Origin of the sequence: Motilibacter peucedani, from assembly GCF_003634695.1 — a bacterium.
Lineage (GTDB): Bacteria > Actinomycetota > Actinomycetes > Motilibacterales > Motilibacteraceae > Motilibacter > Motilibacter peucedani.
Genome location: NZ_RBWV01000014.1, coordinates 114,974 through 141,290, shown reverse-complemented (window position 1 = coordinate 141,290; position 26,317 = coordinate 114,974). Strand labels below are relative to the sequence as shown.

Annotated in this window: 26 protein-coding genes; 25 read left to right on the top strand and 1 reads right to left on the bottom strand. The window is 73.5% G+C overall.

The genetic code is table 11. The annotated features are described in order from the left end of the window. The first annotated feature begins 36 nt into the window (after positions 1–36). The 24 genes from CLV35_RS15690 (at position 37) to CLV35_RS15575 (ending at position 23,840) form a co-directional block, all read left to right on the top strand. On the top strand, positions 37–447 hold the full coding sequence (locus tag CLV35_RS15690; protein WP_121194451.1) for a response regulator: 411 nt from the start codon (positions 37–39) through the stop codon (positions 445–447). A gap of 9 nt (positions 448–456) precedes the next feature. Continuing rightward, positions 457–2,115 (top strand): arginine--tRNA ligase, encoded by a 1,659-nt coding sequence (gene argS, locus CLV35_RS15685; RefSeq protein WP_121194450.1) that lies wholly within the window; start codon positions 457–459, stop codon positions 2,113–2,115. A 2-nt stretch (positions 2,116–2,117) separates the two neighbouring features. Beyond that, positions 2,118–3,527: a diaminopimelate decarboxylase gene (lysA, locus tag CLV35_RS15680; protein ID WP_121194449.1), complete on the top strand. Its 1,410-nt coding sequence runs from the start codon at positions 2,118–2,120 to the stop codon at positions 3,525–3,527. Then, positions 3,520–4,809 (top strand): homoserine dehydrogenase, encoded by a 1,290-nt coding sequence (locus CLV35_RS15675; protein WP_121194448.1) that lies wholly within the window; start codon positions 3,520–3,522, stop codon positions 4,807–4,809. The genes lysA and CLV35_RS15675 overlap by 8 nt, the downstream gene beginning before the upstream one ends. 71 nt (positions 4,810–4,880) lie before the next feature. After that, a complete protein-coding gene (gene thrC / locus CLV35_RS15670; protein ID WP_121194447.1) occupies positions 4,881–5,948 on the top strand; it encodes a threonine synthase in 1,068 nt (355 codons plus the stop codon). Between the two features lies 1 nt (position 5,949). Beyond that, a complete protein-coding gene (thrB, locus tag CLV35_RS15665; RefSeq protein ID WP_121194446.1) occupies positions 5,950–6,864 on the top strand; it encodes a homoserine kinase in 915 nt (304 codons plus the stop codon). Between the two features lie 485 nt (positions 6,865–7,349). Further along, positions 7,350–9,575, top strand: coding sequence for a transcription termination factor Rho (rho, locus tag CLV35_RS15660; RefSeq protein WP_121194445.1), 2,226 nt, complete (start codon positions 7,350–7,352; stop codon positions 9,573–9,575). Between the two features lie 217 nt (positions 9,576–9,792). Beyond that, positions 9,793–10,014, top strand: a complete 222-nt coding sequence (rpmE, locus tag CLV35_RS15655; protein WP_121194444.1) for a 50S ribosomal protein L31 — start codon at positions 9,793–9,795, stop codon at positions 10,012–10,014. A 93-nt stretch (positions 10,015–10,107) separates the two neighbouring features. Then, entirely contained in the window at positions 10,108–11,193 is a 1,086-nt protein-coding gene (gene prfA, locus CLV35_RS15650; RefSeq protein ID WP_121194443.1) for a peptide chain release factor 1, read from the top strand. After that, entirely contained in the window at positions 11,190–12,041 is an 852-nt protein-coding gene (prmC, locus tag CLV35_RS15645; protein ID WP_121194442.1) for a peptide chain release factor N(5)-glutamine methyltransferase, read from the top strand. Before prfA ends, prmC begins: the two co-directional genes overlap by 4 nt. Then, positions 12,038–12,703 (top strand): L-threonylcarbamoyladenylate synthase, encoded by a 666-nt coding sequence (locus CLV35_RS15640; protein ID WP_121194441.1) that lies wholly within the window; start codon positions 12,038–12,040, stop codon positions 12,701–12,703. The genes prmC and CLV35_RS15640 overlap by 4 nt, the downstream gene beginning before the upstream one ends. A 29-nt stretch (positions 12,704–12,732) precedes the next feature. Continuing rightward, on the top strand, positions 12,733–14,010 hold the full coding sequence (locus tag CLV35_RS15635; protein WP_121194440.1) for a serine hydroxymethyltransferase: 1,278 nt from the start codon (positions 12,733–12,735) through the stop codon (positions 14,008–14,010). Between the two features lie 38 nt (positions 14,011–14,048). Continuing rightward, positions 14,049–15,182, top strand: coding sequence for an MraY family glycosyltransferase (locus CLV35_RS15630; RefSeq protein WP_121194439.1), 1,134 nt, complete (start codon positions 14,049–14,051; stop codon positions 15,180–15,182). Between the two features lie 173 nt (positions 15,183–15,355). Then, a complete protein-coding gene (locus CLV35_RS15625) occupies positions 15,356–15,850 on the top strand; it encodes a hypothetical protein (RefSeq protein WP_121194438.1) in 495 nt (164 codons plus the stop codon). Positions 15,851–15,885: 35 nt separating this feature from the next. Further along, positions 15,886–16,146 carry a TMEM199/VMA12 family protein gene (locus tag CLV35_RS15620; RefSeq protein WP_183062024.1) on the top strand — a complete coding sequence of 87 codons (261 nt, stop codon included), beginning with the start codon at positions 15,886–15,888 and terminating at the stop codon, positions 16,144–16,146. Next, positions 16,143–16,931 (top strand): F0F1 ATP synthase subunit A, encoded by a 789-nt coding sequence (gene atpB, locus CLV35_RS15615; protein ID WP_121194437.1) that lies wholly within the window; start codon positions 16,143–16,145, stop codon positions 16,929–16,931. Before CLV35_RS15620 ends, atpB begins: the two co-directional genes overlap by 4 nt. A gap of 75 nt (positions 16,932–17,006) precedes the next feature. After that, entirely contained in the window at positions 17,007–17,213 is a 207-nt protein-coding gene (gene atpE / locus CLV35_RS15610) for an ATP synthase F0 subunit C (RefSeq protein ID WP_121194436.1), read from the top strand. 34 nt (positions 17,214–17,247) lie between these two features. Then, the gene (locus CLV35_RS15605; RefSeq protein ID WP_121194435.1) at positions 17,248–17,811 is read left to right on the top strand and encodes a F0F1 ATP synthase subunit B; all 564 of its coding nucleotides are present in this window, start codon (positions 17,248–17,250) and stop codon (positions 17,809–17,811) included. Next, positions 17,811–18,632: a F0F1 ATP synthase subunit delta gene (locus CLV35_RS15600; RefSeq protein WP_121194434.1), complete on the top strand. Its 822-nt coding sequence runs from the start codon at positions 17,811–17,813 to the stop codon at positions 18,630–18,632. The genes CLV35_RS15605 and CLV35_RS15600 overlap by 1 nt, the downstream gene beginning before the upstream one ends. Positions 18,633–18,750: 118 nt before the next feature. Further along, a complete protein-coding gene (gene atpA / locus CLV35_RS15595; RefSeq protein ID WP_121194433.1) occupies positions 18,751–20,451 on the top strand; it encodes a F0F1 ATP synthase subunit alpha in 1,701 nt (566 codons plus the stop codon). 4 nt (positions 20,452–20,455) lie between these two features. Further along, positions 20,456–21,364, top strand: a complete 909-nt coding sequence (locus CLV35_RS15590; RefSeq protein ID WP_121194432.1) for a F0F1 ATP synthase subunit gamma — start codon at positions 20,456–20,458, stop codon at positions 21,362–21,364. A gap of 24 nt (positions 21,365–21,388) precedes the next feature. Then, a complete protein-coding gene (atpD, locus tag CLV35_RS15585) occupies positions 21,389–22,840 on the top strand; it encodes a F0F1 ATP synthase subunit beta (RefSeq protein WP_121194431.1) in 1,452 nt (483 codons plus the stop codon). Positions 22,841–23,057: 217 nt separating this feature from the next. Next, positions 23,058–23,369 carry a F0F1 ATP synthase subunit epsilon gene (locus tag CLV35_RS15580; RefSeq protein WP_407938219.1) on the top strand — a complete coding sequence of 104 codons (312 nt, stop codon included), beginning with the start codon at positions 23,058–23,060 and terminating at the stop codon, positions 23,367–23,369. Positions 23,370–23,405: 36 nt separating this feature from the next. Further along, positions 23,406–23,840 carry a DUF2550 domain-containing protein gene (locus CLV35_RS15575; protein ID WP_121194594.1) on the top strand — a complete coding sequence of 145 codons (435 nt, stop codon included), beginning with the start codon at positions 23,406–23,408 and terminating at the stop codon, positions 23,838–23,840. Positions 23,841–24,371: 531 nt separating this feature from the next. On the opposite strand, the gene CLV35_RS15570 is transcribed toward CLV35_RS15575, so the two are convergent. Beyond that, the gene (locus CLV35_RS15570; protein ID WP_121194429.1) at positions 24,372–24,953 is read right to left on the bottom strand and encodes a cob(I)yrinic acid a,c-diamide adenosyltransferase; all 582 of its coding nucleotides are present in this window, start codon (positions 24,951–24,953) and stop codon (positions 24,372–24,374) included. Between the two features lie 25 nt (positions 24,954–24,978). Between CLV35_RS15570 and murA the strand changes: the two genes are divergently transcribed. Beyond that, positions 24,979–26,283, top strand: coding sequence for a UDP-N-acetylglucosamine 1-carboxyvinyltransferase (murA, locus tag CLV35_RS15565; protein ID WP_121194593.1), 1,305 nt, complete (start codon positions 24,979–24,981; stop codon positions 26,281–26,283). Positions 26,284–26,317: the final 34 nt, after the last annotated feature.

Genomic DNA, 26,317 nt, shown 5'->3' with positions numbered 1-26,317 from the left:
CCTTACCCACCCAGGCGCGGGGTCTAGCCTTCGGGCATGGCTCCTCATGGCGCTGGCGGCGCTCCGCGGGTGCTGGTGGTCGACGACAGCGCCACCGTGCGCGACCTGATCTCGATGAACCTCTCGCTCGAGGGCTTCGAGGTGGTGACGGCGACCAACGGGCGCGAGGCGCTGCAGAAGGTCCACGACGTCGAGCCGGCCGTCGTGACGCTCGACGTGACGATGCCCGACATGGACGGCTTCCTCACCGCCGAGCAGCTGCGCGCCGACCCGCGCACCGAGTCGCTGCCCATCGCGATCGTCAGCGCCTGCGCTCAGGAGGCCGACTTCCGGCGCGGGCGCGAGATCGGCGTCGACGCCTACGTCACCAAGCCCTTCGACCCCGACGAGCTGGTGCGCATCGTGAGCGATCTCGCCGAGAACGGTCGCGCCGACCACCCCCGGTAGCCTTGTCCGGTGACCCCCGCCGAGCTCGCTGATGCCGTCCTGTCCGCCGTCCGGCACGCCGTCGAGGCCGGTGACCTCGCGGTCGAGGTCCCGGCGACGGTGACGGTGGAGCGACCGCGCCAGAAGGAGCACGGCGACTACGCCACCAACGTCGCCCTGCAGCTCGCCAAGCAGGCCGGCCGTCCGCCGCGTGAGGTCGCCGAGCTGGTGGCCGCCCGGCTGCGCTCGGCCGCGGGCGTCGAGGCCGTCGAGGTCGCGGGGCCCGGGTTCCTCAACGTACGCCTGGAGCGGGCCGCCGCCGGCGAGACCGCCCGCACCGTGGTGCGGGCGGGAGCGGCCTACGGCCGCAACGGCTCCGAGGCGGGCCAGCGCGTGAACCTCGAGTTCGTCTCCGCCAACCCGACCGGCCCCCTGCACCTGGGCCACGTCCGGTGGGCGGCGGTGGGCGACTGCCTCGGCCGGATCATGAGCGCGTCGGGCGCCGAGGTCACCCGCGAGTTCTACATCAACGACGCGGGCTCGCAGATGGACAAGTTCGGCGCGTCGATCCGGGCGCGGGCGCTCGGCGAGCAGCCGCCCGAGGACGGCTACCAGGGCGCCTACGTCGCCGACCTGGCCGCCCTGGTGCTCGAGCAGGAGCCGGGCATCCTCGAGCTGCCCGCCGACGAGCAGGTGCCGGCGTTCCGGGAGGCCGGCTACCGCGTGCAGCTCGCGCTCCAGCAGCAGACGCTGCGCTCGTTCCGCACCGAGTTCGACGTGTGGTTCTCGGAGCGCACCCTGCACGCCGAGGGCGGGGTCGAGAAGGCGGTCGCGACCCTGCGCGAGCAGGGCCACGTCTACGACTCCGAGGGCGCGGTCTGGCTGCGCACCACCGACTTCGGCGACGACAAGGACCGCGTGCTGGTCCGCAGCGACGGCTCGCCGACCTACTTCGCGGCCGACTGCGCCTACTACCTCTCGAAGCGGGGTCGCGGCTTCGAGACCTGCATCATCATGCTGGGGGCCGACCACCACGGCTACGTCAACCGGCTCAAGGCGATCGCTGCCTGCGCGGGCGACGACCCGGCGCGGTTCGAGATGCTGATCGGGCAGTTCGTCAAGGTCGTGCAAGGCGGCGAGGACCTCAAGCTGAGCAAGCGCGCCGGCACGGTGGTGACGCTCGAGGACGTCGTCGACCTCGCGGGCGTCGACGCGGTGCGCTACGCGCTGGCCCGCTCGTCCACCGACTCGACCATGGTGCTCGACATCGACCTGCTCACCAAGCGGGCCAACGAGAACCCCGTCTTCTACGTGCAGTACGCCCACGCGCGCATCAGCGGCGTGCTGCGCAACGCCGCCGAGCTGGGCGTCGAGCGCGGCTCGGTCGACGACTTCGACCCCGCGCTGCTGGCCCACGAGCGCGAGGGCGACCTGCTCGGCGTGCTCGCCGAGTTCCCGGCGGTCGTGGCCACCGCCGCCGAGCTGCGCGAGGTGCACCGGGTGGCGCGCTACCTCGAGACGCTGGCCGGCACGTACCACCGCTTCTACGACGCCTGCCGGGTGCTGCCCATGGGCGACGAGGCGCCGACCGACCTCACGCGGGCCCGGCTGTGGCTCTGCGAGGCCACCCGCATCGTGCTCGCCAACGGCCTCGGCCTGCTCGGCGTCGACGCCCCCGAGCGGATGTAGGCGTGCGCGCCCACCCCGCCGGTGCCCTGCACGGCCAGGCCGGACCGCTCGGCCCGTCCTGGCTGCAGGAGCCGGCCGACGTCAACGCCCTCGTCCCCGAGCTGTGGTCGGCCGGTGTCTCGCGACGCGACGACGGCGTCCTGACCGTCGCCGGCGTCGACGTCGTCGAGATCGCGCAGCGCTACGGCACGCCCGCCTACGTCCTCGACGAGCTCGACCTGCGGGCGCGCGCGGCGGCGTTCCGCGACGCCTTCGCCCCCGCGACCGTCTACTACGCCGGCAAGTCCTTCCTCTGCACCGGCGTCGCGGCGTGGGTGGTCGAGGAGGGGCTCTGCATCGACGTCAGCACGGGCGGCGAGCTGGCGGTCGCGCTCGCGGCCGGCGTGCCCGGCGACCGGCTGCTCTTCCACGGCAACAACAAGTCGGTCGCCGAGCTGCGCCGCGCCGTCGACGCGGGCGTCGGCCGTGTCGTCGTCGACTCCTTCGAGGAGATCGCCCGTCTCGCGCAGGTCGCCGCCGACGCCGGTGTGGTGCAGCGGGTCCTCGTCCGGGTCACCGTGGGCGTCGAGGCCCACACCCACGAGTTCATCGCCACCGCCCACGAGGACCAGAAGTTCGGCTTCTCGGTCTCGGCGGGCGACGCGCTCGAGGCGGTGCGCCGGGTGCTCGCCGCTCCTGCCCTCGAGCTGGTCGGTCTCCACAGCCACATCGGCTCGCAGATCTTCGACACCTCCGGGTTCGAGATCTCCGCGCGCCGCGTGCTGGCGCTGCACGCCCGCATCGAGCGCGAGCTCGGCGTGGTCCTGCCCGAGGCAGACCTCGGCGGCGGCTTCGGCATCGCCTACACCAGCGCCGACGACCCGGCCACGCCCCACGACCTGGCCAAGGGCATGCGCGAGATCGTCGAGCGCGAGTGCGAGTCGCTCGGCATCGCCGTGCCCCACCTCGCCGTCGAGCCGGGCCGCGCGATCGTCGGCCCGACGACCTTCACCCTCTACGAGGTCGGCACCGTCAAGCAGGTCGCCCTCGACGCGGGCGCCCGCCGCCAGTACGTCGCCGTCGACGGCGGCATGAGCGACAACATCCGCACGTCCCTCTACGACGCGAGCTACTCCGCCACCCTGGCCTCGCGCGCGTCGAGCGCCCCTCCCGCGCTGTCCCGCGTCGTCGGGAAGCACTGCGAGAGCGGCGATGTCGTGGTCAAGGACGAGTTCCTGCCCTCCGACGTGACGGCCGGCGACCTGGTCGCCGTGCCGGGCACGGGCGCCTACTGCCGCTCGATGGCGAGCAACTACAACGCGGTCGCGCGGCCGCCGGTGCTCTCCGTGCGCGACGGTGCCGTACGCGTACTGCTCCGTCGCGAGACCGACGACGACCTGCTGCGGCTCGACCCGGGAGTGCCGAATGCCTGACCACGAACCGTTGCGCGTCGCACTGGTCGGATGTGGTTCGGTCGGCGCCTCCGTCGCCCGGCTCCTCGTCGAGAGCGCCGACGACCTCGCCGCGCGCGCCGGCCGTCCGCTCGAGCTCGCGGGCATCGCCGTACGCCGCCAGCGCCCCCGCCCCGAGGTGCCGGTCGACGCGTCGCTCTTCACCACCGACGCGGTCGAGCTCGTCTCCCGCCCCGAGGTCGACCTCGTGGTCGAGGTCATGGGTGGTATCGAGCCGGCCCGTTCGGTCGTGCTGGCGGCGCTGAAGAACGGCGCGTCGGTCGTGACCGCCAACAAGGCCCTGATGGCAGAGGACGGCTCGACCCTGCACGCCGCGGCCGAGGCCGCTGGTGTCGACCTCTACTACGAAGCCGCTGTCGCCGGGGCGATCCCCATCCTGCGCCCCTTGCGCGAGTCGCTCGTGGGCGACCGGGTGCAGCGCGTCCTCGGCATCGTCAACGGCACCACGAACTTCATCCTCTCGAAGATGTCCGAGTCGGGCGCCGGCTTCGCCGAAGCGCTCGACGAGGCGACCGAGCTCGGCTATGCCGAGGCCGACCCGACCGCCGACGTCGAAGGCTTCGACGCGGCTGCCAAGGCGGCGATCCTGGCCTCGCTGGCGTTCCACACCCGCGTGCCGCTCGGCGCGGTGCACCGCGAGGGCATCACCGAGGTGACCGCGGCCGATGTCGCGAGCGCCCGCGCGATGGGCCGGGTGGTCAAGCTGCTGGCCATCGCCGAGCGCGTCGACGGCGGCGTCTCCGTCCGGGTCCATCCGGCGATGATCCCGGCGGCGCACCCCCTCGCCTCGGTGCACGACGCCTTCAACGCGGTGTTCGTCCAGGCCGACGCTGCCGGCGAGCTGATGTTCTACGGCCGGGGTGCGGGCGGCGACCCGACGGCCTCGGCCGTGCTCGGCGACCTCGTCGCGGCGGCCCGCCACCGGGTCGGTGGCGTCAACGGCCCGGGGGAGTCGGCCTACGCCGACCTGCCCGTGCGGCCCATGGGCGAGACGACCACGCGCTACCACGTCAGCCTCGACGTCGACGACCGTCCCGGCGTCCTCGCCGCGGTGGCGCAGGCCTTCGCCGGCCACGGCGTCTCGATCCAGACGGTCCGGCAGGAGGGCCACGCCGACGACGCGGTGCTCGTCCTGGTCACCCACTCGGCCCCCGACGCGGCCCTGGCCGCCACCGTCCAGGAGCTCCGCGAGCTCGAGATCGTGCGCGACGTGTCGAGCGTCATGCGCGTCGAGGGCGGGTGAGGTCCTCCGGTCACGGCGGCACGGTCCCCGCGCGCCGCTAGGCTGGGCACCCCTACGCCCCGGAGGCAGCGTTGAGCTCGCGCAGCACCTGGCGGGGGGTCGTCGAGGAGTACCGCGACCGCCTGCCCGTCACCCCTGACACGCCCGTCGTCACGCTGCTCGAGGGCGCGACGCCGCTGGTGCCCGCGGCCGAGCTCTCGGCGCGCACCGGGTGCGAGGTCTGGCTGAAGGTCGAGGGCGCCAACCCCACCGGGTCCTTCAAGGACCGTGGCATGACCGTCGCCATGAGCGTCGCCGTCGGCGAGGGCGCCAAGGCGGTCATCTGCGCGTCCACCGGCAACACGAGCGCGAGCGCCGCGGCCTACGCCGCCCGCGCCGGCATCCGCAGCGCGGTCCTCGTGCCGCAGGGCAAGATCGCCACCGGCAAGCTGGCCCAGGCGGTCATCCACGGCGCGACGATCCTGCAGGTGACCGACGGCGGGTTCGACGAGTGCCTGGTGCTCGCCCGCGAGCTCTCCGACCGCTACCCCGTCGCGCTGGTCAACAGCGTCAACCCCGTCCGCCTGCACGGTCAGAAGACCGCCGCGTTCGAGATCGTCGAGTCGCTCGGCGACGCGCCCGACATCCACTGCCTGCCGGTCGGCAACGCCGGCAACGTCTCGGCCTACTGGATGGGCTACACCGAGGACGTCGCGGCGGGCAACGCGACGCGGCGCCCGCGCATGTGGGGCTTCCAGGCCGCCGGCGCCGCGCCGCTGGTCTCCGGTCGTCCTGTGCCCCACCCCGAGACGATCGCCAGCGCGATCCGCATCGGCAACCCGGCCTCGTGGGCCCTGGCGGTCGCCGCCCGCGACGACTCCGGCGGCGTCGTCGAGGCAGTGACCGACGACGAGATCCTGCGCGCCCAGCGCCTGCTCGCCGACCGCGAGGGCGTCTTCGTCGAGCCGGCGTCGGCCGCCGGCGTCGCCGGACTGCTCGCCAAGAGCGGGCGCGGCGAGCTCGACCCCGGCCAGCGGGTCGTCTGCACGGTCACCGGGCACGGCCTCAAGGACCCGCAGTGGGCGGTGCGCGACGGCGTCGAGCCGGTCGCCGTGCCCGTCGACGCGGTGGCCGCGGCCGCAGCCCTCGGGCTCGCCTGAGGTGGGGTCGGCAGACCCCGGCCCGCCGGCCGGCCGGGCCCGGCTGAGGGTCCCGGCCACCAGTGCCAACCTCGGGCCCGGCTTCGACTCGCTCGGGCTGGCGCTCTCGCTCGAGGACACCGTCGAGGCCGAGGTGCTGCCGGCCGGCTCCGCGCTCGAGGTGACGGCCGAGGGGGAGGGGGCCGCAGACGTACCCCTCGACGCGGGGCACCTGGTCGTGCGCGCGATGGCGCGCGGCTTCGACGCTCTCGGCGTCCCGGTGCCGCCGCCGGTGCGGCTGCACTGCACCAACCGCATCCCGCACGGGCGCGGGCTCGGCTCGTCGTCCGCCGCCATCGTCGCGGGCCTCCGGCTCGTCGAGGCGCTGTGCCCGGGCCGGGCCTACGCCGAGGGCGAGGCCCTCGAGCTGGCCAGCGAGCTGGAGGGGCACCCCGACAACGTGGCGCCCTGCCTGCTGGGCGGCTTCACCGTCGCGTGGACCGACGCCGGGCGCGCGCGGGCGGTGCGGCTCGAGCCGAGTTCTGCCGTGGCTGCAGTCGTTTTCGTCCCGACCGTGCCCGTCTCGACCCACTTCGCCCGGACCCTTCTGCCCGAGCGCGTGCCGCACGCCGACGCTGCCCGCAACGCCGGCCGCGCCGCCCTGCTGGTCGAGGCGCTGACCCGCCGGCCGGAGCTGCTGCTGCCGGCCACCGAGGACCGGCTGCACCAGGACTACCGCGAGCCGGCGATGCCGGCGAGCGCCGCACTCGTACGCCTGCTGCGCGCCGACGGAGTGGCCGCCGTGGTCTCGGGTGCCGGGCCGACCGTCCTGGCCCTCGTGCCGCACGGCTCGGCGGACGAGGTGGCCCGGCGGGCCCCGGACGGCTTCGCCGCCCGGGTGCTCGACCTGCAGGGCGAGGGCGCCGGACCGCTCTAGGTGCCGTGCCGCCGGAGGCGGAGTCGCGCGACACGCCCCGTGGGGAAGTTCACCCGGTCGGGAAGCATCTGGCGGGCCGGTGGGGTTATAGTTCGAGTGCACCGGACGCTCTCGCGAGCTCGGTGCCGTTCTGCACCCTGTGCCGTCCGGGCTCCGGGGGAGCATGGCCCCTTCCCGGCGCCACGCCTTCCGCGGAGACCAGGTCGTCCACGGCAGTCCCTCCCCAATGCAGTTCCTCACACCGCAGTCGCAACGCCGCTCGAGGCTCCCGCGGGCCGCGTGCACGGTCCGCCTGCACAGAGGTCTGCAGGGGTCTGCACGCCAGGGACGCAGGATCGCACTCGACGTCGCCGTCCGGCGACGGCGCATCCAGACGCCCCGCCACCGAGGCGGGCCCCCGACGACGCGTCGGGGCGCCGACGGGCTCCCTCCCTGCCGTGCATGGAGGGGCTGACCCGCCGAGCTCGTCAAGGGAAGGACCCTTCGTGAGCGACACCATCGACCTCCTCGAGCACCCTGCCGGTGCCGGGGAGTCCAGCGGGGACCCGGCCCAGTCGGCCGCCTCCGCTCCTGCCCGTGGGGCCCGCCGCCGCGGCGCAGGCCTCTCGGGCATGCTGCTGCCCGAGCTCCAGTCCCTCGCCTCCGAGATGGGCATCAGCGGCACGCGCGGCATGCGCAAGGGCCAGCTCGTCGAGGCGATCCAGGCTCGCCAGGGCGGCGCCGGTGGCGCTGCGAGCACCGCCAGCGCCAGCACCTCCAGCGCCAGCACCGCGAGCAGCGCGCCGGCCGACGCCGAGCCGACCCGCTCGCGCACCCCGCGCGCCCGCCGTCCCGAGCAGGAGGCGCTGCCGGTCGCCGGCGACGCCGGCCAGGACGACGCTGCTGCCGATGCGCCCCGCGGCGAGGCGCCCCGCGGCGAGGCGCCCCGGGCCGAGGTCCGCGACGGCGCGCCCGCGCAGGGCGAGCTCGGCGGCGACGCCTCGGGTCGCGCACCGCGTACCCGCCGTGAGCGCAGCTACGAGCCTCGCGAGCGCAGCTCCGAGACCCGCGAGCGCAGCTCCGAGCGCAGCGACGGCGCCGACGACGCCCAGCAGTCCCGCGACGGCTCGCAGGGCCGCGACGGCGAGCGCCCGGCCCGCGAGGGCGGCGAGCGGCCCAGCCGCCGCGAGCGCCTCGCCCGCCGCGACCGCGAGCGCGACGGCGAGCAGGCCGACGGGCCGGAGGCCCGCGACGGCGTCGACCGGGGGGAGCGGAACGACCGCGGTGGCCGCACCGACCGGGGCGAGCGCACCGACCGGGGCGAGCGCACCGAGCGCACAGACCGGGGCGAGCGCACCGACCGGGGCGAGCGCAACGACCGCAGCGACCGTGACGACCGTACGGACCGCGGCGACCGGAACGACCGCGGCCCCGCCGCGGACGACGACGACGACTTCGACGGTCGTGGCCGCCGCCGGCGCGGGCGCTACCGCGACCGCCAGGGCCGCCGTGGCCGTGGCCGTGACGGCGCCCCGCTGGCGCAGGACCAGGCCGAGCCGGAGATCAACGAGGACGACGTCCTGGTGCCGGTCGCCGGGGTGCTCGACATCCTCGACAACTACGCGTTCGTGCGCACGAGCGGCTACCTGCCGGGCAACAACGACGTCTACGTCTCGTTGGCCCAGGTCCGCAAGAACGGCCTGCGCAAGGGCGACGCGATCACCGGCGCCGTCAAGCAGCAGCGCGACGGCGAGGCGCGGCGGGAGAAGTTCAACGCGCTGGTGCGGCTCGACACGGTCAACGGCAGCGACCCCGAGACCGCGCGCAAGCGGCCGGACTTCGGCAAGCTGACCCCGCTCTACCCGCAGGAGCGGCTGCGCCTCGAGACCGACGCCACCAGCCTGGCGCCCCGCGTCATCGACCTGGTGGCGCCGATCGGCAAGGGCCAGCGCGGCCTGATCGTCTCGCCGCCGAAGGCCGGCAAGACGATCATCCTGCAGGCCATCGCCAACGCGATCGCGACCAACAACCCCGAGGTCCACCTCATGGTGGTGCTGGTCGACGAGCGGCCCGAAGAGGTCACCGACATGCAGCGCTCGGTGCGCGGCGAGGTCATCGCATCGACGTTCGACCGGCCTGCAGAGGACCACACCACGGTCGCGGAGCTCGCGATCGAGCGGGCCAAGCGCCTCGTCGAGCTCGGGCACGACGTCGTGATCCTGCTCGACTCGATCACCCGCCTGGGCCGTGCCTACAACCTGGCCGCCCCGGCGTCCGGGCGCATCCTGTCCGGCGGTGTCGACTCGGCGGCGCTCTACCCGCCGAAGCGGTTCTTCGGCGCGGCGCGCAACATCGAGAACGGCGGCTCGCTGACGATCCTCGCCACCGCGCTGGTCGAGACCGGCTCGCGCATGGACGAGGTGATCTTCGAGGAGTTCAAGGGCACCGGCAACATGGAGCTCAAGCTCGACCGCAAGCTCGCTGACAAGCGCATCTTCCCCGCGGTCGACGTCGACGCCTCGGGCACGCGGCGCGAGGAGATCCTCATGGCGCGCGAGGAGCTGCAGATCGTCTGGAAGCTGCGCCGCGTCCTCGGCGCCCTCGAGCAGCAGCAGGCGCTCGAGCTGGTCATCGGCAAGCTGCGCGACACCAAGTCCAACGCCGAGTTCCTGCTGCAGATCCAGAAGACGACGCCCGCCCCTCCGGGCAGCCCCGTCGCCGCGATGGACTAGCCCCGCTCCTGGGCGATGGTCATGAGGTTCTCGGCACACACGCCCGCGTGTCGCACTGAGAACCTCATGATCATCGCGAGCGGGGGAGGGCCGGAATGCTCGTACGCAGGTCGGCGTTCTCAGACATGGCACACTTGGTGCCACCACAGGTTCCGGTCCACGGCGCGCTCCCGGGCGCTGGCCGACCCGGCGACCGCCCCGATGAGAGGAACCCCTCGTGCGCGCTGACATCCACCCCGACTACCACGTGACGACCGTGACCTGCACCTGCGGCAACACGTTCGAGACGCGGTCCACGGCCAAGAACGGCGTCATCAGCGCCGACACGTGCAACGCCTGCCACCCGTTCTACACGGGCAAGCAGCGCATCCTCGACACCGGTGGCCGCGTGGCCAAGTTCGAGCAGCGCTACGCCAAGCTGCAGGCCGCCAAGAAGTAGCTCCGCCGCGGCGCCGGCTCCCGACCACGGTCGGGGGCCGGCGCCGTTCTGCTTCCCGGCGGCAGGCACCACCCCCACGAAGGACACGCGCAGATGAGCGAGCAGCCCAGCGGCCTCGACGCCCTCGTGGCCGAGCACACCGACCTCGAGCAGCGGCTCGCCGACCCCGCCGTCCACGCCGACCAGGGCGAGGCCCGGCGCCTCGGTCGCCGCTACGCGCAGATCACCCCCGTGGTCGACGCGGCCCGAGAGCTGGCGGCCATCGACGACGACCTCGCCACGGCCCGCGAGCTGAGCGCCGAGGACCCCGCGTTCGCCGACGAGGCGAGCGAGCTCGAGGCCCGCCGGGCGCAGGTCTCCGAGCGGCTCACCCACCTGCTGCTGCCGCGCGACCCCGACGACGACCGCGACGTGATCCTCGAGGTCAAGGCCGGCGAGGGCGGCGACGAGTCGGCGCTGTTCGCCGGCGACCTGCTGCGCATGTACCTCCGCTACGCCGAGCGCCGCGGCTGGAAGACCGAGATTCTCGACAGCGAACCCAGTGACCTCGGCGGCTACAAGGACGTCAAGGTCGCGGTAAAGTCGCGTCCCGGCACGGTCGAGGCCGGCGAGGGCGTCTGGGCCCGGCTCAAGTACGAAGCCGGTGTCCACCGCGTCCAGCGCGTGCCCGTCACCGAGTCGCAGGGCCGCATCCACACCTCCGCCGCGGGCGTGCTCGTCCTGCCCGAGGCCGAGGAGGTCGACCTCGCGATCGACCCCAACGACCTGCGCATCGACGTCTACCGCTCGTCGGGCCCCGGCGGCCAGAGCGTCAACACGACCGACAGCGCCGTGCGCATCACCCACCTCCCGACCGGCGTGGTCGCCAGCTGCCAGAACGAGAAGTCGCAGCTGCAGAACCGCGAGTCCGCGATGCGCATCCTGCGCGCGCGGCTGCTCGAGAAGGCCAAGGAGGAGGCCGACGCCGCGGCCAGCGCCGAGCGCAAGAGCCAGGTCCGCACGGTCGACCGCTCCGAGCGCGTACGCACCTACAACTTCCCCGAGAACCGGATCGCCGACCACCGGGTCGGCTTCAAGGCCCACAACCTCGACGCCGTGCTCGACGGCGACCTCGACGCGGTGCTGCAGGCGCTCATCGACGCCGACACCGCGGCCAAGCTCGCGGCCGCCGGGGCGTGACGAGCGTCCGCGCAGCCGTGGCCGAGGCCGCCCGCCGGCTGGCGGCCGCCGGGGTGCCCTCGCCGCGCGTCGACGCAGAGGAGCTCGCCGCCCACGTGCTCGGCGTCGAGCGCCGCGACCTCGCGCGGCCCGCGGTCGGCGACTGCGAGGTGCCCGACGCGTACGCCGTGCTGGTCGCCCAGCGCGAGGCCCGGGTGCCGCTCCAGCACCTGACGGGCGCCGCGTACTTCCGCTACCTCGTCCTGGCCGTCGGGCCGGGGGTCTTCGTGCCGCGCCCCGAGACCGAGGTCGTCGCGCAGGCGGCGATCGACGCCGCCCGTGCGCTGTCCGCCCCCCGCGTGGTCGACCTGGGCACCGGCTCGGGCGCCATCGCGGTCGCCGTGGCCACTGAAGTGCCGGGCAGCGAGGTCTTCGCCGTGGAAGCCGACCCGCTCGCCCACGCGTGGGCGGCGCGCAACGTCGAGGGCACCGGCGTCGAGCTGCGGCTCGGCGACTTCGCGACCGCCTTCCCCGACCTCGACGGCAGCGTCGACGTCGTCGTGAGCAACCCGCCCTACATCCCGCCCGACGCGGTGCCGCTCGACCCCGAGGTGCGCGAGCACGACCCCGAGCTGGCGCTCTACGGCGGCGGCGAGGACGGGCTCGCCGCGCTGCGGGTCGTCGAGCGCACGGCGCGCCGGCTGCTGCGCGCCGGGGGACTGCTCGTGGCCGAGCACGCCGACTCCCAGGGGGACTCCGCGCCGGCCGTCCTGCGGGCTGCGGCAGCATGGGACGACGTGGCCGACGTGCAGGACCTCGCCGGCCGCCCCAGGTACGTCACCGCCCGCCGACGTGGAGAGCAGCCGTGAGCAGGACCTTCGACCTCGACGACCCCGTCGACCGCGCCCAGGGCATCGAGGCGGCCGCCCGTGCCGTACGCGCCGGTGACCTCGTCGTGCTGCCCACCGACACCGTCTACGGCCTGGGCGCCGACGCCTTCGACGCCGACGCGATCGGCCGGCTGCTGGTGGCGAAGGGCCGCGGGCGCGACATGCCGGTGCCGGTGCTGGTCAGCGGTCCGCGGGCCCTCGACGGCATCGCGTTCGGGCTGACCCACACCGCGCGCGACCTCGTGCAGGCGTTCTGGCCCGGCGCGCTCACCCTCGTGTGCACCGCCCAGCCCTCGCTCACCTGGGACCTCGGCCGCACCAACGGCACGGTCGCGGTGCGCATGCCGCTGCACCCGGCGGCCCTGGAGCTGCTCGCCGAGACCGGGCCGATGGGCGTCAGCAGCGCCAACAAGACCGGGCACGCTCCCGCGCCGACGATCGCCGACGCGGTCGACCAGCTCGGCGGGCTCGTGTCGGTCTACCTCGACGGCGGTCCGAGCGGCGGGTCGGTGCCCAGCACGATCATCGACGTGACCGGCGCCGTGCCCAACGTCGTGCGGCTCGGTGCGCTCTCGCTCGACCAGCTGCGCGAGGTCGTCCCCGAGATCGTCGTGCCGGAGACGACGGCGGCCGAACGGTAGGGTTGGGGCCGCCGTACGAGGAGGCCACCATGACCACGCCCACTTCCGCCGAGACCCCGTTCTACGGCTCCGACTTCTCCGAGCTGCAGCAGACCGACCCCGAGATCGCCGGCATCGTGCTCGAGGAGCTCGACCGCCAGCGCGACGGGCTCCAGCTGATCGCCAGCGAGAACTTCACCTCGCCGGCGGTGCTGGCCGCGCTCGGCTCGACGCTCTCGAACAAGTACGCCGAGGGCTACCCGGGCAAGCGCTACTACGGCGGCTGCGACGTGGTCGACAAGGCCGAGACGATCGGCATCGAGCGGGCCAAGGCGCTGTTCGGCGCCGAGCACGCCAACCTCCAGCCCCACAGCGGCGCGCAGGCCAACTTCGCGGTCTACGCCGCGCTGCTCAAGCCGGGCGACAAGGTGCTGGCGATGAGCCTTCCGCACGGCGGCCACCTGACCCACGGCTCCAAGGTCAACTTCTCGGGCAAGTGGTTCGAGCCGGTGCCCTACCACGTGCAGAAGGACACCGAGCTCATCGACTACGACGAGGTCCGCGACCTCGCCCTCGAGCACCGCCCGCAGATGATCATCGCGGGGGCCACGGCGTACCCCCGCCTCATCGACTTCGCGCGCTTCCGCGAGATCGCCGACGAGGTCGGCGCGTGGCTGATGGTCGACGCGGCCCACTTCATCGGCCTGGTCGCCGGTGGCGCGATCCCCTCGCCGGTGCCCTACGCCGACGTGGTCTCCTTCACCACCCACAAGGTCCTGCGCGGCCCGCGCGGCGGCATGATCGTGTGCAAGGAGGAGCTCGCCCAGCGCATCGACAAGGCGGTGTTCCCGTTCGCGCAGGGCGGCCCGCTGATGCACGCGGTCGCCGCGAAGGCGGTCGCCCTGAAGGAGGCCGCGACCCCGGCCTACCAGGCCTACGCCCGCCAGGTCATCAGCAACAGCCAGACGCTCGCCGACGCGCTGGCCGCCGAGGGCATGCGCCCGACCAGCGGCGGCACCGACAACCACCTCGCCCTGGTCGACCTCACGGCCACCGGCGTCACCGGCGCCGACGCCGAGAAGCGCTGCAACGCCGCCGGCATCAGCCTCAACAAGAACGCCATCCCCTACGACCCGCGCCCGCCGATGGTCGCCTCCGGCATCCGCGTCGGCACCGCCGCGGTCACGACGCAGGGCCTGGTCGAGGACGACATGAAGGCGGTGGCCTCGCTCATCGGCCGCGCCGTCCGCGACGAGTCGGCGACCGCCGAGGTGCGCAGCGAGGTCTCGGCGCTGGTCGCCCGCCGCCCGGCCTACCCGCGCGGCTGAGCCGGCAGCCGGCGTCGGGGGCGGGGGAGCGGTAGCGCGTGCGCGCGTACCTCCTCACCGCCCTCGTCGCCGCGGCCGTCACCTACCTGCTCGTCGCCCCGGTGCGCCGCTTCGCGGTGCTGGCCGGGGCGATGACGCCGGTGCGCGACCGCGACGTCCACGCCGAGCCCGTGCCCCGCGGGGGCGGGCTCGCAATGCTCGGCGGGCTCGCCGCGGCGCTGCTGGTGGCCGAGCGGCTGCCGCTGGTCAGCTCGGTCTTCGACGAGAGCTCCGACCCGCGCGCGCTGCTCAGCGGGGCGGTGCTCATCTGCCTGCTCGGGCTGGCCGACGACAAGTGGAGCCTCGACCCGCTGACCAAGCTGGCCGGCCAGTGCCTGGCCGCGGGCGTCATGGTGCTGCAGGGGCTGCAGGTGCTGTGGCTGCCGCTGCCTGGGCAGACCTACGTGCTGAGCTCGCTCGAGGGCACGGTCCTGACCATCCTGGTCGTGCTGGTGATGATCAACGCTGTCAACTTCGTCGACGGGCTCGACGGGCTCGCGGCCGGCATCGTGCTCATCGCCGCCGGCGCCTTCTTCGCGAGCTCCTACCGGCTCTGGGTCGACGTCGGCGTCCCGCGCGCCGGCACCTCCACGCTCACGACCGCGATCCTGTTCGGCATGTGCGCGGGCTTCCTCCCGCACAACTTCCACCCGGCGCGGGTCTTCATGGGCGACAGCGGCTCGATGCTGCTGGGCCTCTCCCTCGCCGCCTCGGTCATCAGCCTCACGGGCCAGCTCGACCCCGGTGACGTCAGCGCGGCCCGGCTGGGCCCGGCGATCCTGCCCATCGTGCTGCCCGTGGTGGTGGTGCTCGTGCCGCTGCTCGACCTCGGGCTCGCGGTGGTGCGCCGCACGTGGGCGGGCCGCTCGCCGTTCGCGGCCGACAAGCAGCACCTGCACCACCGCCTGCTCGAGATCGGGCACTCCCACCGCCGCGCGGTGGTGGTGATGTACGCGTGGTCGGCCCTGGTCGCGTTCAGCGTGGTCGCGCTCTCGGTCCTCGACGGGCCCTGGCCCAAGGTGGGCGTCGGAGTGGCGCTGCTGGCCGCGCTCGCCGCGACCCTGGGCGTCGACCGCGGGCGCTGGATCAGACGCGAACCGGAGCGCAGGAGTTCCCGCCGTACGAGTGCGTAGCCTCACGCTCGCAGGCGGCCCTCGCGATGCTGGCCGGAGCGCGAAATCGTGTTAGGTTTCGGCGCGCGGGCACCCCACGGCTCCGTGGTTCGTTCACCGTCCCTCGCGGGACGGCGGCCGGATCTCCGAGAGCCCCCGCCAGCCAACGACGACCCGACGGGACGGTCCACTGCATGCACACCTACGACGCCGCGGTGCTCCGCGGCGCAGGCGTGCCTGCGGCGGGCGTCGCCGTCCTGGTCGTGGCCGGTGCCGCGGTCGCCGACGGCGGCTCGGGCGCACTGGGCGCCGGGCTCGCCGGTCTGCTCGTCCTCGCCGTGTTCGGCCTCACCGCCTGGCTCTGCTCGCTCACCCGCGGCACCTCGCCCGCGACCGCCATGGCGCTGGCCGTCTCGAGCTACGTCGCCAAGGTCGTCGTGCTCGGCGGCGTGCTCGCCGTCTTCGGCGGCTCCTCGGCGCTGTCGTCGGACGCGGTGCCCGTCGCGCTCGTCCTCGTCACGCTGGCGTGGATGGCCGGCGAGGTCCGGGCCTTCACCGTGCTGCGCACCCCCTACGTCGAGCCGACCGGCTGGTCGACGCCGTCGCCGGCGCCGTCGGGCCGGGCCTCCGCCCGGGTGGCCGCCCGCGCCTCCGTCGCGCGCGCCCCCGCGGGGCGGGCAGCGTCGTGAAGGTCGTGCGGCCGGCTGCTAGGGTCTCGCGCGAGATGGCGCAGACGTCCCCGTCCGACGACGGCTTCGGCGTCCTGTCGTACCTCCTGACCGGCGTCTTCCTCTTCGGCGGGCTGGGCTGGCTCGGCGACTGGCTGCTGGGGAGCAGGTTCCTGCTCCCCGTGGGCCTCGTCGCAGGGGCGGCCCTGGCCCTCTACACGATCTTCCTCCGCTACGGCCAGGACGCCAGCGCACCGGCACCGACCGGTGGGCAGGCGCCCGAGGCTCTCCCGCACCCACAGAGAGGGACGCGATGAGCGCGCAGCTGCTCGCCTCTGCCCCCGGCTTCGAGGCCCCCGGGGTCGAGGACTTCTGGCAGCCGTTCGCCGGCGACGGCGCCTGGGCGCTGACCCGCGCCAGCATCGTCATGGTGCTCAGCGTCGTGGTGCTCGTCGCCGTGCTCGTCGCCGTGACGCGCAAGCTGACCCTGGTGCCGAGCAGGACCCAGTTCATGGCCGAGGGCACCTACAGCCTGGTGCGCAACGGGCTGGGCCGCGAGATCATCGGCAGCCACGACTTCCTGCGCTTCGTGCCGCTGCTGTTCTCGCTGTTCACGATCATCCTGCTGAGCAACGTGCTGGCCATCGTGCCGTTCGTGCAGTTCCCGACGATGAGCCGCATCGGCTTCCCGGCGGCGCTCACGCTGGTGGTGTTCGTCGTCTACCACTTCGTGGGGATCAAGAACAAGGGCGTCGTCAACTACTTCAAGGGTCTCGTGCCCGCGGGCGTCACCGGCGCCCTCGTCGTGCCGATCTTCCTGCTGGAGCTGATCACCGACCTGTTCACCCGGCCGGTCACGCTCGCGCTGCGACTGTTCGGCAACATGTTCGCCGGCCACATCCTGCTGCTGCTGTTCGTCACCGGCGCCGACTACATGCTGCGCACCGCCGACTCCGGCGTGCTGCACGTGCTGTCGGTGGGCCCGTTCCTCGGTGCCTTCGTCATGACGGCCTTCGAGCTGCTCGTCGAGGTGCTGCAGGCCTACATCTTCACGCTGCTCGCAGCCCTCTACATCGCCGGCTCACTCGCCGACGAGCACTAGCCCCTCCGTCCCACCCACCGGCTACCCGCCCCCCGACCGCGCAGAAGCGCTGCGTCAGATCGAGAGGAACGCTCCATGGAAGGCAACATCGCGATTCTGGGCTACGGCCTGTCGGCCATCGGCCCCGGCGTGGGCGTCGGCCTGATCTTCGCCGCCTACATCAACGGCGTCGCGCGCCAGCCCGAGGCCCGCGGCCTCCTGCAGCCGATCGCCTTCCTGGGCTTCGCGCTCGCAGAGGCCCTGGCCATCTTCGGTCTCGCGCTCGCGTTCGTCTTCAAGTAAGCCGACCCCTTCACCCACCCCTGGAGGGACGCTCATGACCGGCATCGCCGCGTCACCGTGGTCGGACAAGGCGCCGATCATCCCGCACCCGGCGGAGTTCATCGTCGGGCTGCTCGCCTTCGCGGTCCTCTACTGGGCCGTGCAGAAGTGGGTCGTGCCGCAGTTCGAGAAGGTCTACGCCGAGCGCACCGCGGCCATCGAGGGCGGCATCGCCCGGGCGGAGCAGGCGCAGGCCGAGGCCGACGCGGCGCGGGAGCAGTACACCGCCTCGCTGGCCGAGGCACGCGGTGAGGCCGCCCGGATCCGGGCCGAGGCCCAGTCCGAGCGCAAGGCGATCGTCGACGGCGCGCGTGCCGAGGCCGAGGAGGCCGCGGCCCGCGTGCAGGAGCGCAGCGCCGCCCAGCTGGCCGCCGAGGTCGCGTCCGCGCGCGGGCAGCTCTCGCGCGAGGTCGGCCGGCTCTCGGTCGAGCTCGCCAGCCGGATCGTCGGCGAGAACCTCGCCGACACCGACGCGACGCGTCGCACGGTCGACCGCTTCCTGGCCGACCTCGAGGAGCGCGCCCCCGCGGGCGCCGAGCTCCCGGAGGGGCAGCACTGATGCAGGGCGCCAGCAGGGTCTCCCTGACCGCGCTGCGCGAGCGGCTCGCCGCCCGCGAGGTCGGCCACGGGAGCAGCGAGCAGGTCGAGCAGGAGTCGCGCGAGCTGTTCGCCGTCGCCGGGCTGCTGGGCCGCGAGGCCCAGCTGCGGTCGGCGCTGACCGACCCGTCCACCGAGCCCTCGACCAAGGCGCACGTCGCCGAGGCCGTGCTGCGCGGCCAGGTCTCCGAGCCCACGGCGCAGATCGTGGCCGAGGCGGCCCGGCTGCGCTGGTCGCGCCAGGGCGACCTCGCCGACGTGCTCGAGACGCTCGGCGCCGAGGCGGCGTTCGCGCTGGCCGACGCGGCCGGGGCGCTCGACCGCGTCGAGGAGGAGCTCTTCCGGGTCTCGCGCCTGGTCGAGGCCGACGCGGGCCTGCGCCACGCGCTCACCGACCCGGCCCTGCCCCTCGAGGGCCGCACCGCCCTGGTGGGCAACCTGCTCGCCGACCGCGCCGACGCGACCACCGTCCGGCTGGTCGCCCAGGTCGTAGGCTCGTTGCGGGGACGCCGCCTGGAGGAGGCGCTCGACACCCTCGTCGAGCTCGCCGCCGAGCGTCGTTCGGAGACCGTCGCCGAGGCCACCTCGGCGGTGGCCCTCACCCCCGAGCAGGAGCAGCGGCTCGCCGCGGTCCTCTCGCGGGTCTACGCGACGCCGGTGCGGCTCAACGTCGTGGTCGACCCGACGGTGATCGGCGGGGTGGTCGTGCGCATCGGCGACGAGGTCGTCGACGGCAGCGTCCTGCACCGCATCGAGCAGGCCCGCCAATCGTTCAGCCGCTGAGACCGCCGCCGGCGGGACCAGCACCCACGACAGGACTCCAGACGTTGACCCCCGTGGCAGCGCCGACCACCGTGACAGCCTCCTCGACGGAGGACTCACAAGCAGAGGAGCAGGACCGATGACGGAGCTGACGATCCGCCCGGACGAGATCCGCGACGCGATCGAGCGGACCCTCGCGCAGTACGCGCCGGAGACGACCCGCGAGGAGGTCGGCACGGTGCTCGAGGCCGGCGACGGCATCGCGCGCGTCGAGGGGCTGCCCTCGGTCATGGCCAACGAGCTGCTGCGCTTCGAGGACGGGACCCTGGGTCTCGCCCTCAACCTCGAGGAGCGCGAGATCGGCGTGATCGTGCTCGGCGAGTTCGCCGGCATCGAGGCGGGCCAGCCCGTGAAGCGCACCGGTGAGATCCTCTCGGTGCCCGTGGGCGACGCCTTCCTCGGCCGCGTGGTCGACCCGCTGGGCAACCCGATCGACGGCCTCGGCCCGATCGAGACCACCGAGCGCCGGGCCCTCGAGCTGCAGGCCGCCACGGTCGTGCAGCGCAAGGAGGTCAAGGAGCCGCTCCAGACCGGCATCAAGGCGATCGACGCCATGACCGCGATCGGCCGCGGCCAGCGCCAGCTGATCATCGGCGACCGCCAGACCGGCAAGACGGCCATCGCGCTCGACGCGATCATCAACCAGCGCGAGGCCTGGAAGGCCGGCGACGAGAAGCTGCGCGTCAAGTGCGTCTACGTCGCCATCGGCCAGAAGGGCTCGACGATCTCGCAGGTCCGCGCGGCCCTCGAGGAGGCCGGCGCGCTCGAGTACACCACCATCGTCGCGGCCCCGGCCTCCGACGCGGCGGGCTTCAAGTACCTCGCCCCCTACACCGGCTCGGCGATCGCGCAGCACTGGATGTACGCCGGTGACGCCTCGCTGATCGTCTTCGACGACCTCTCCAAGCAGGCCGACGCCTACCGCGCCGTCTCGCTCCTGCTGCGCCGCCCGCCGGGCCGCGAGGCCTACCCCGGCGACGTCTTCTACCTGCACTCGCGCCTGCTCGAGCGCTGCGCGAAGCTCTCCGACGAGCTCGGCGGCGGCTCGCTGACCGGTCTGCCGATCGTCGAGACCAAGGGCAACGACGTCTCGGCGTTCATCCCGACCAACGTCATCTCGATCACCGACGGCCAGTGCTTCCTCGAGACCGACCTGTTCAACCAGGGCGTCCGCCCGGCGATCAACGTCGGCATCTCGGTCTCGCGCGTCGGCGGCTCGGCCCAGATCCGCGCCATGAAGAAGATCGCCGGCCGCCTGCGCGTCGACCTGGCGCAGTACCGCGAGCTCGAGGCGTTCGCGGCCTTCGGCTCCGACCTCGACGCCGCGTCGAAGCAGCAGCTGGCCCGCGGCTCCCGCCTGGTCGAGCTGCTCAAGCAGCCGCAGTACTCCCCGTTCTCGGTCGAGCGCGAGGTCGTCTCGATCTGGGCCGGCACCCAGGGCAAGCTCGACGACGTGCCGGTCGAGGACGTACGCCGCTTCGAGGCCGAGTTCCTCGACCACGTCGGCCGCGAGCACCAGGCGGTCTACGACTCGATCGTCGCGACCAAGGACCTCAGCGACGACACGGTCTCGGTGCTCAACGACGCGGTCGACGCGTTCAAGAAGCAGTTCACGACCTCCTCGGGCGAGCAGCTGGTCAAGGACGAGCCGGTCGGCCCGCTCGACCGCGGCGACGTCACCCGCGAGGGCGTCCGTCGCCACGTCCGCACCGAGGACCAGGTCAAGCAGGCCTCCGGTCCGGTCGGGCGCAGCGGCGCCTCCGAGAACACGCCGGGCTGACGCCGTGCCCGTCCAGGTGCGCGTCCTGCGCCGGCGGATCCGCTCGGTGCAGGCGACGAAGAAGATCACGCGGGCGATGGAGCTCATCTCCGCCTCCCGCATCATCAAGGCCCAGCAGCGCGTCAACGAGAGCCGGCCCTACGCGACCGAGCTCACGCGTGCGCTGACCGCTGCGGCCTCGAAGGCGACGATCGACCACCCGCTGCTCACCGAGCACGAGTCGCCCACGCGCGCGGTCGCGATCCTGGTCACCTCCGACCGGGGGCTCGCCGGCGCGTACTCCTCCAACGTCCTGCGCGAGGGGGAGGCCCTCACCGGCCTGCTCCGCAGCGAGGGCAAGGAGGTCGTGCCGTTCCTCGTCGGCCGCAAGGCGGTGTCCTACTACCGCTTCCGCGGGCGGACCAACGGCGGCGAGTGGGCCGGGTTCACCGACCAGCCGACCTACGCCGACGCCAAGGAGATCGCCGACGCGGCGGTCGAGCTGTTCGGGCGCGAGCCCGGCAGCGCCGACGGTGCCGACGAGGTGCACATCGTCTACACCGAGTTCCGCAGCATGGTGAGCCAGGAGGTCGTGACCCACCGGATCCTGCCCCTGGTCGTCGAGGAGACGACCGAGGCGCCGGCCGAGGGCCCGCTCCCGCTGTACGAGTTCGAGCCCTCCGCGGAGCAGGTGCTCGACGCGCTGCTGCCCAAGTACGTCGTCAGCCGGGTCTACGACGCGCTGCTCCAGGCCGCGGCCTCGCAGCACGCGGCCCGTCGGCGGGCCATGAAGGCCGCCACGGACAACGCCGACGAGCTCATCAAGGCCTACACGCGCGAGGCGAACGCCGCGCGCCAGGCGGCCATCACCCAGGAGATCAGCGAGATCGTCGGTGGGGCGAACGCCCTGGCCGACGCCACAGCCGGCCAGTAGCGGCGGGGAAGGAACCACACACTCATGACCGCAACCCTCGACGAGAAGCAGGGCACCGGCAGCGCCGGCGCGACCGGCCGCGTCTCCCGCGTCATCGGCCCGGTGGTCGACGTGGAGTTCTCCGCCGACACCATGCCCGACATCTACAACGCGCTCCAGGTCCAGGTGGAGCTCGGCGAGCTGAGCAAGACCCTCACCCTCGAGGTGGCCGCCCACATCGGCGACAACCTCGTGCGCGCCATCTCGATGCAGCCGACCGACGGCCTGGTGCGCGGCGCGGCGGTCACCGACACCGGCGGTCCGATCAGCGTGCCCGTCGGCGACGTGACCAAGGGCCACGTCTTCAACGCGCTGGGCGAGTCGCTCGACGTGCCGACCGCGTCGCTGGAGATCACGGAGCGCTGGCCGATCCACCGCCAGCCGCCGCACTTCGACCAGCTCGAGTCCAAGACCGAGATGTTCGAGACCGGCATCAAGGTCATCGACCTGCTCACCCCCTACGTCCAGGGCGGCAAGATCGGCCTGTTCGGCGGTGCGGGCGTCGGCAAGACGGTGCTCATCCAGGAGATGATCTACCGCGTCGCCAACAACCACTCGGGCGTCTCGGTGTTCGCCGGCGTCGGCGAGCGCACCCGCGAGGGCAACGACCTCATCGCCGAGATGACCGAGACCGGTGTCATCAACCAGACCGCGCTGGTCTTCGGCCAGATGGACGAGCCGCCGGGCACCCGCCTGCGCGTCGCGCTCTCGGCGCTGACCATGGCCGAGTACTTCCGCGACGTCCAGGGCCAGGACGTGCTGCTGTTCATCGACAACATCTTCCGCTTCACCCAGGCGGGCTCGGAGGTCTCGACGCTGCTGGGCCGCATGCCCAGCGCCGTCGGCTACCAGCCGACCCTCGCCGACGAGATGGGCGTGCTGCAGGAGCGCATCACCTCGACGCGCGGTCACTCGATCACCTCGATGCAGGCGATCTACGTGCCGGCCGACGACATCACCGACCCGGCGCCGCACACGACGTTCGCGCACCTCGACGCGACGACGGTGCTCTCGCGCCCGATCTCGGAGCTGGGCATCTACCCGGCCGTCGACCCGCTCGACTCGACCAGCCGGATCCTCGACCCGCGCTACGTCGGCGACGAGCACTACCAGACCGCGCAGCGCGTCAAGGAGATCCTGCAGCGATACAAGGACCTCCAGGACATCATCGCGATCCTCGGCATCGACGAGCTCTCCGAGGAGGACCGGCTGCTCGTCAACCGGGCCCGGCGCATCCAGCGCTTCCTCTCGCAGAACACCTTCGTGGCCAAGGCGTTCACCGGCCTGGAGGGCTCGTTCGTCCCGCTGTCGGAGACGATCGAGGCGTTCACGAAGATCGCCGACGGCGACTACGACGACGTGCCGGAGCAGGCGTTCTTCCTGTGCGGCGGGCTCGAGGACCTCGAGCGCAACGCCGCGGAGCTCAAGAAGTCCTGACGCGTCGCGAGCCTCCCGTCCGCAGCCCGGCCCCTCCTCCCGCAGGGGCCGGGCTGTGGCCTACGGAGGCTCGGTCGCAGCCGGCCGGCGGTGCGAGTAGTCTGACGCGCACCGACCGCCGGGATCCCCTTGCCCCGTGCTCTCGGAAGGAGCAGAAGTGCCGCTGAACGTCGAGCTGGTCTCCCCGGATCGCTCGCTGTGGTCCGGTGAGGCCTCCATGGTCGTCGCCAAGACCATCGAGGGCGACATCGGCGTCCTGCCGGGCCACACCCCCGTCCTGGCCGTGCTGGCCAACGGCGTCGTGCGCATCGACGCGACCGAGGGCGAGCAGGTCCGGGCCCTGGTGCTCGGCGGCTTCCTGAGCATCGCCGACGACCGCGTCTCCATCCTGGCCGAGTTCACCGAGCCTGCCGACGAGATCGACACCGCCGCCGCCGAGGCCGCCCTCCGGGAGGCCGAGCAGGCCGGCGACGACGACGCCGCCGACCTGGCGCGGGCCCGCCTGGCCGCCGCCTCGAGCGCCTCCTAGCCCAGGCGCGCGGGCAGGAGGTCGGTTCCCGTGGACGTGCTCGTCGCGCTCGACGCGCTGGGCATCGTCCTGCTGCTCGTGGTCGTCGCCCTCGTGGTCGTCACCGTGCGGCGCCGCGTCCTCCAGCGCGGGCGCGGCACCTTCGACTGCAGCCTGCGCAACAGAGCACGCCCGTTCCCGAAGGGCTGGATGCTCGGCATCGCCCGCTACGAGCGCGACCTCGTCGAGTGGTACCGCGTCTTCAGCTTCTCCCCGCGCCCGCGAGAGCGCGTCGTCCGGCGCGACCTCGAGGTCGTCGAGCGCCGCTCGCCCACAGGTGCCGAGGCGCTGGCGCTGCTGCCCGGCGCGGTCGTGCTGGTCTGCGAGGTCGAGGGCCGGCGCATCGAGCTCGGCATGGGCGCGGACGCCATGACCGGCTTCCTCGCCTGGCTCGAGTCGGCTCCGCCGGGCCAGCACAGCATCGTCGCGTGACGCTGCTCCTCGCAGCGCCGCCGCGTACGCGCCTGCGCAGTCGCCGGGCCGGGTTCACCGGCCGGCGGTAGCCCGATCGCTGCCGTTCGCCCGTCGTCGCTACCGCTCGCCCGTCGTACCTCTCGGCATGGACGCCGCCGCCTGCCTGAGCGGCGCGCGGCGCGGCTCGGCGGCGACAACCGACCGTTCGACGGCGGGGAGGCGGCTTCTCCAACCTCAGCGGTAGCAACGGTGGCCCGGCGGTAGCGCAGGAGCTACCGCTCGCCCGTCGTTGCTACCGCTCGCCCTTCGGCATGGACGCCGCGGCCTGCCTGAGCGGCGCTCGGCGCGGCTCGGCGGCGACAACCGCCCGTCTTGACGGCCGGGACGGTGCTCCGGAGGCGGCTTCTCGAACCTCAGCGGTAGCAACGGTGGCCCGGCGGTAGCCCAGGAGCTACCGCTCGCCCGTCGTTGCTACCGCTCGACGGGCACGTGCGCCGTGGGCAGCACGCGTACGCCGCTCGCCACCGCGTACGCAGTCCGGGTCCGACCTCAGCCGCCAGGGGTCCACAGGACGTCGCCGGTGCCGGTGTTGGCGGCGCGGGCGAGGATGAAGAGCAGGTCGGAGAGGCGGTTGAGGTACTCCGCCGCGAGCCGGTTCACCCCGTCGCCGTAGGCCTCGCGCGCCGCCCAGGTCGAGCGCTCGGCCCGCCGGGCCACGGTGCGCGCGACGTGGAGCAGGGCCGCGCCGGCGGTTCCGCCGGGCAGCACGAACGAGCGCAGCGCCGGCAGGTCGGCGTTGAAGACGTCGCAGTGCGACTCGAGGCGCTCGACGTAGGCAGCGCTGACCCGCAGCGGTGCCCGCGGCTCGCCCGCTGCCGGCTCGTCGGCAGCCACCGGTCGGCACAGGTCGGCGCCGACGTCGAACAGGTCGTTCTGGACGCTGGTGAGCACGTCGACGACCGAGCGGTCGAGCCCGCCGAGCGCGATGGCCACGCCGATGGCGCTGTTGGCCTCGTCGACGTCGGCGAACGCCGCGAGCCGCGCGTCGGTCTTGGCCACCCGCGATCCGTCGCCCAGGGCGGTCGTGCCGTCGTCGCCGGTGCGGGTGTAGATGCGCGTCAGGTGGACCACGTCGGTCAGCCTACGATGCATGGTGATGGAGCGCTTTCGGGTTGTGGGCGGCGGACGGCTGTCGGGCGACGTACGCGTCACGGGTGCCAAGAACAGCGTTCTCAAGCTCATGGCGGCGGCGCTGCTCGCCGAGGGCACCACCGTCCTCGAGGACGTGCCCGACATCCTCGACACCGCGATCATGGCCGAGCTGCTGCGGCGGCTGGGCTGCACGGTCGAGCACGACCGCGGGCGCAGCTCGGTGTCGATCACGGTGCCGGCGATGCCAGGTCACGAGGCCGACTACGACCTCGTGCGCCGCATGCGTGCGTCGATCTGCGTGCTCGGGCCGCTGCTCGCCCGCTGCGGGCAGGTCAGCGTGGCCCGCCCCGGCGGCGACAACATCGGCTCGCGCCCGCTCGACATGCACATCAGCGGACTGCAGCGCCTGGGCGCGACCATCGAGACCGAGCACGGCAACATCCTGGCGAGCGCGCCGCAGGGCCTCGCCGGTGCCACGATCTGGCTCGACTTCCCCAGCGTCGGTGCGACCGAGAACATCCTGATGGCCGCGGTGCTCGCCAAGGGCCTGACGGTGATCGACAACGCGGCCCGCGAGCCCGAGATCGTCGACCTGTGCGAGATGCTCGCCTCGATGGGCGCCAGCATCTCCGGCGCGGGCACGTCGACCCTCGAGGTCGAGGGCGTCGAGAGCCTGCGGCCGACCCGGCACGTCAGCGTGCCCGACCGCATCGTGGCGGGCACGTGGGCGTACGCCGCGGCGATGACCCGCGGCGACGTGACGGTCCGCAACGGCCGCCCGGAGCACCTCGAGATCGCGCTCGACAAGCTGGTCACCGCCGGTGCGCAGGTCGAGCGGGTGCTGGCCACCGACGAGGCCGAGGGCGGGTTCCGCGTCGTCATGGACCGCCGGCCGAAGGCCGTCGACGTCGTCACGCTGCCGTTCCCCGGCTTCGCGACCGACCTGCTGCCGATGGTCCTGGCGATCAACAGCGTCGCCGAGGGCGCGGCGATGGTCACCGAGAACGTGTTCGAGGCGCGGTTCATGTTCGTCGACGAGCTCGCCCGGCTCGGTGCCGACGTGCGCACCGACGGCCACCACTGCGTCGTACGCGGTCGCCAGCGCCTCTCCGGCGCTCCGGTCACCGCCCACGACATCCGCGCCGGCGCCGGGCTCGTCGTCGCCGGGCTGGTGGCCGACGGCGTGACGACGGTCGCCGACGCGTACCACGTCGACCGCGGCTACCCCGGCTTCGCCGACCAGCTCCAGGCGCTCGGGGTCGAGGTCACCCGCGAGCCCGACCCCGACGCCCTCCTCGCCGGGGAGTAGCCGCCAGGGGCGACGATGTTGATCGCCCTAGCCG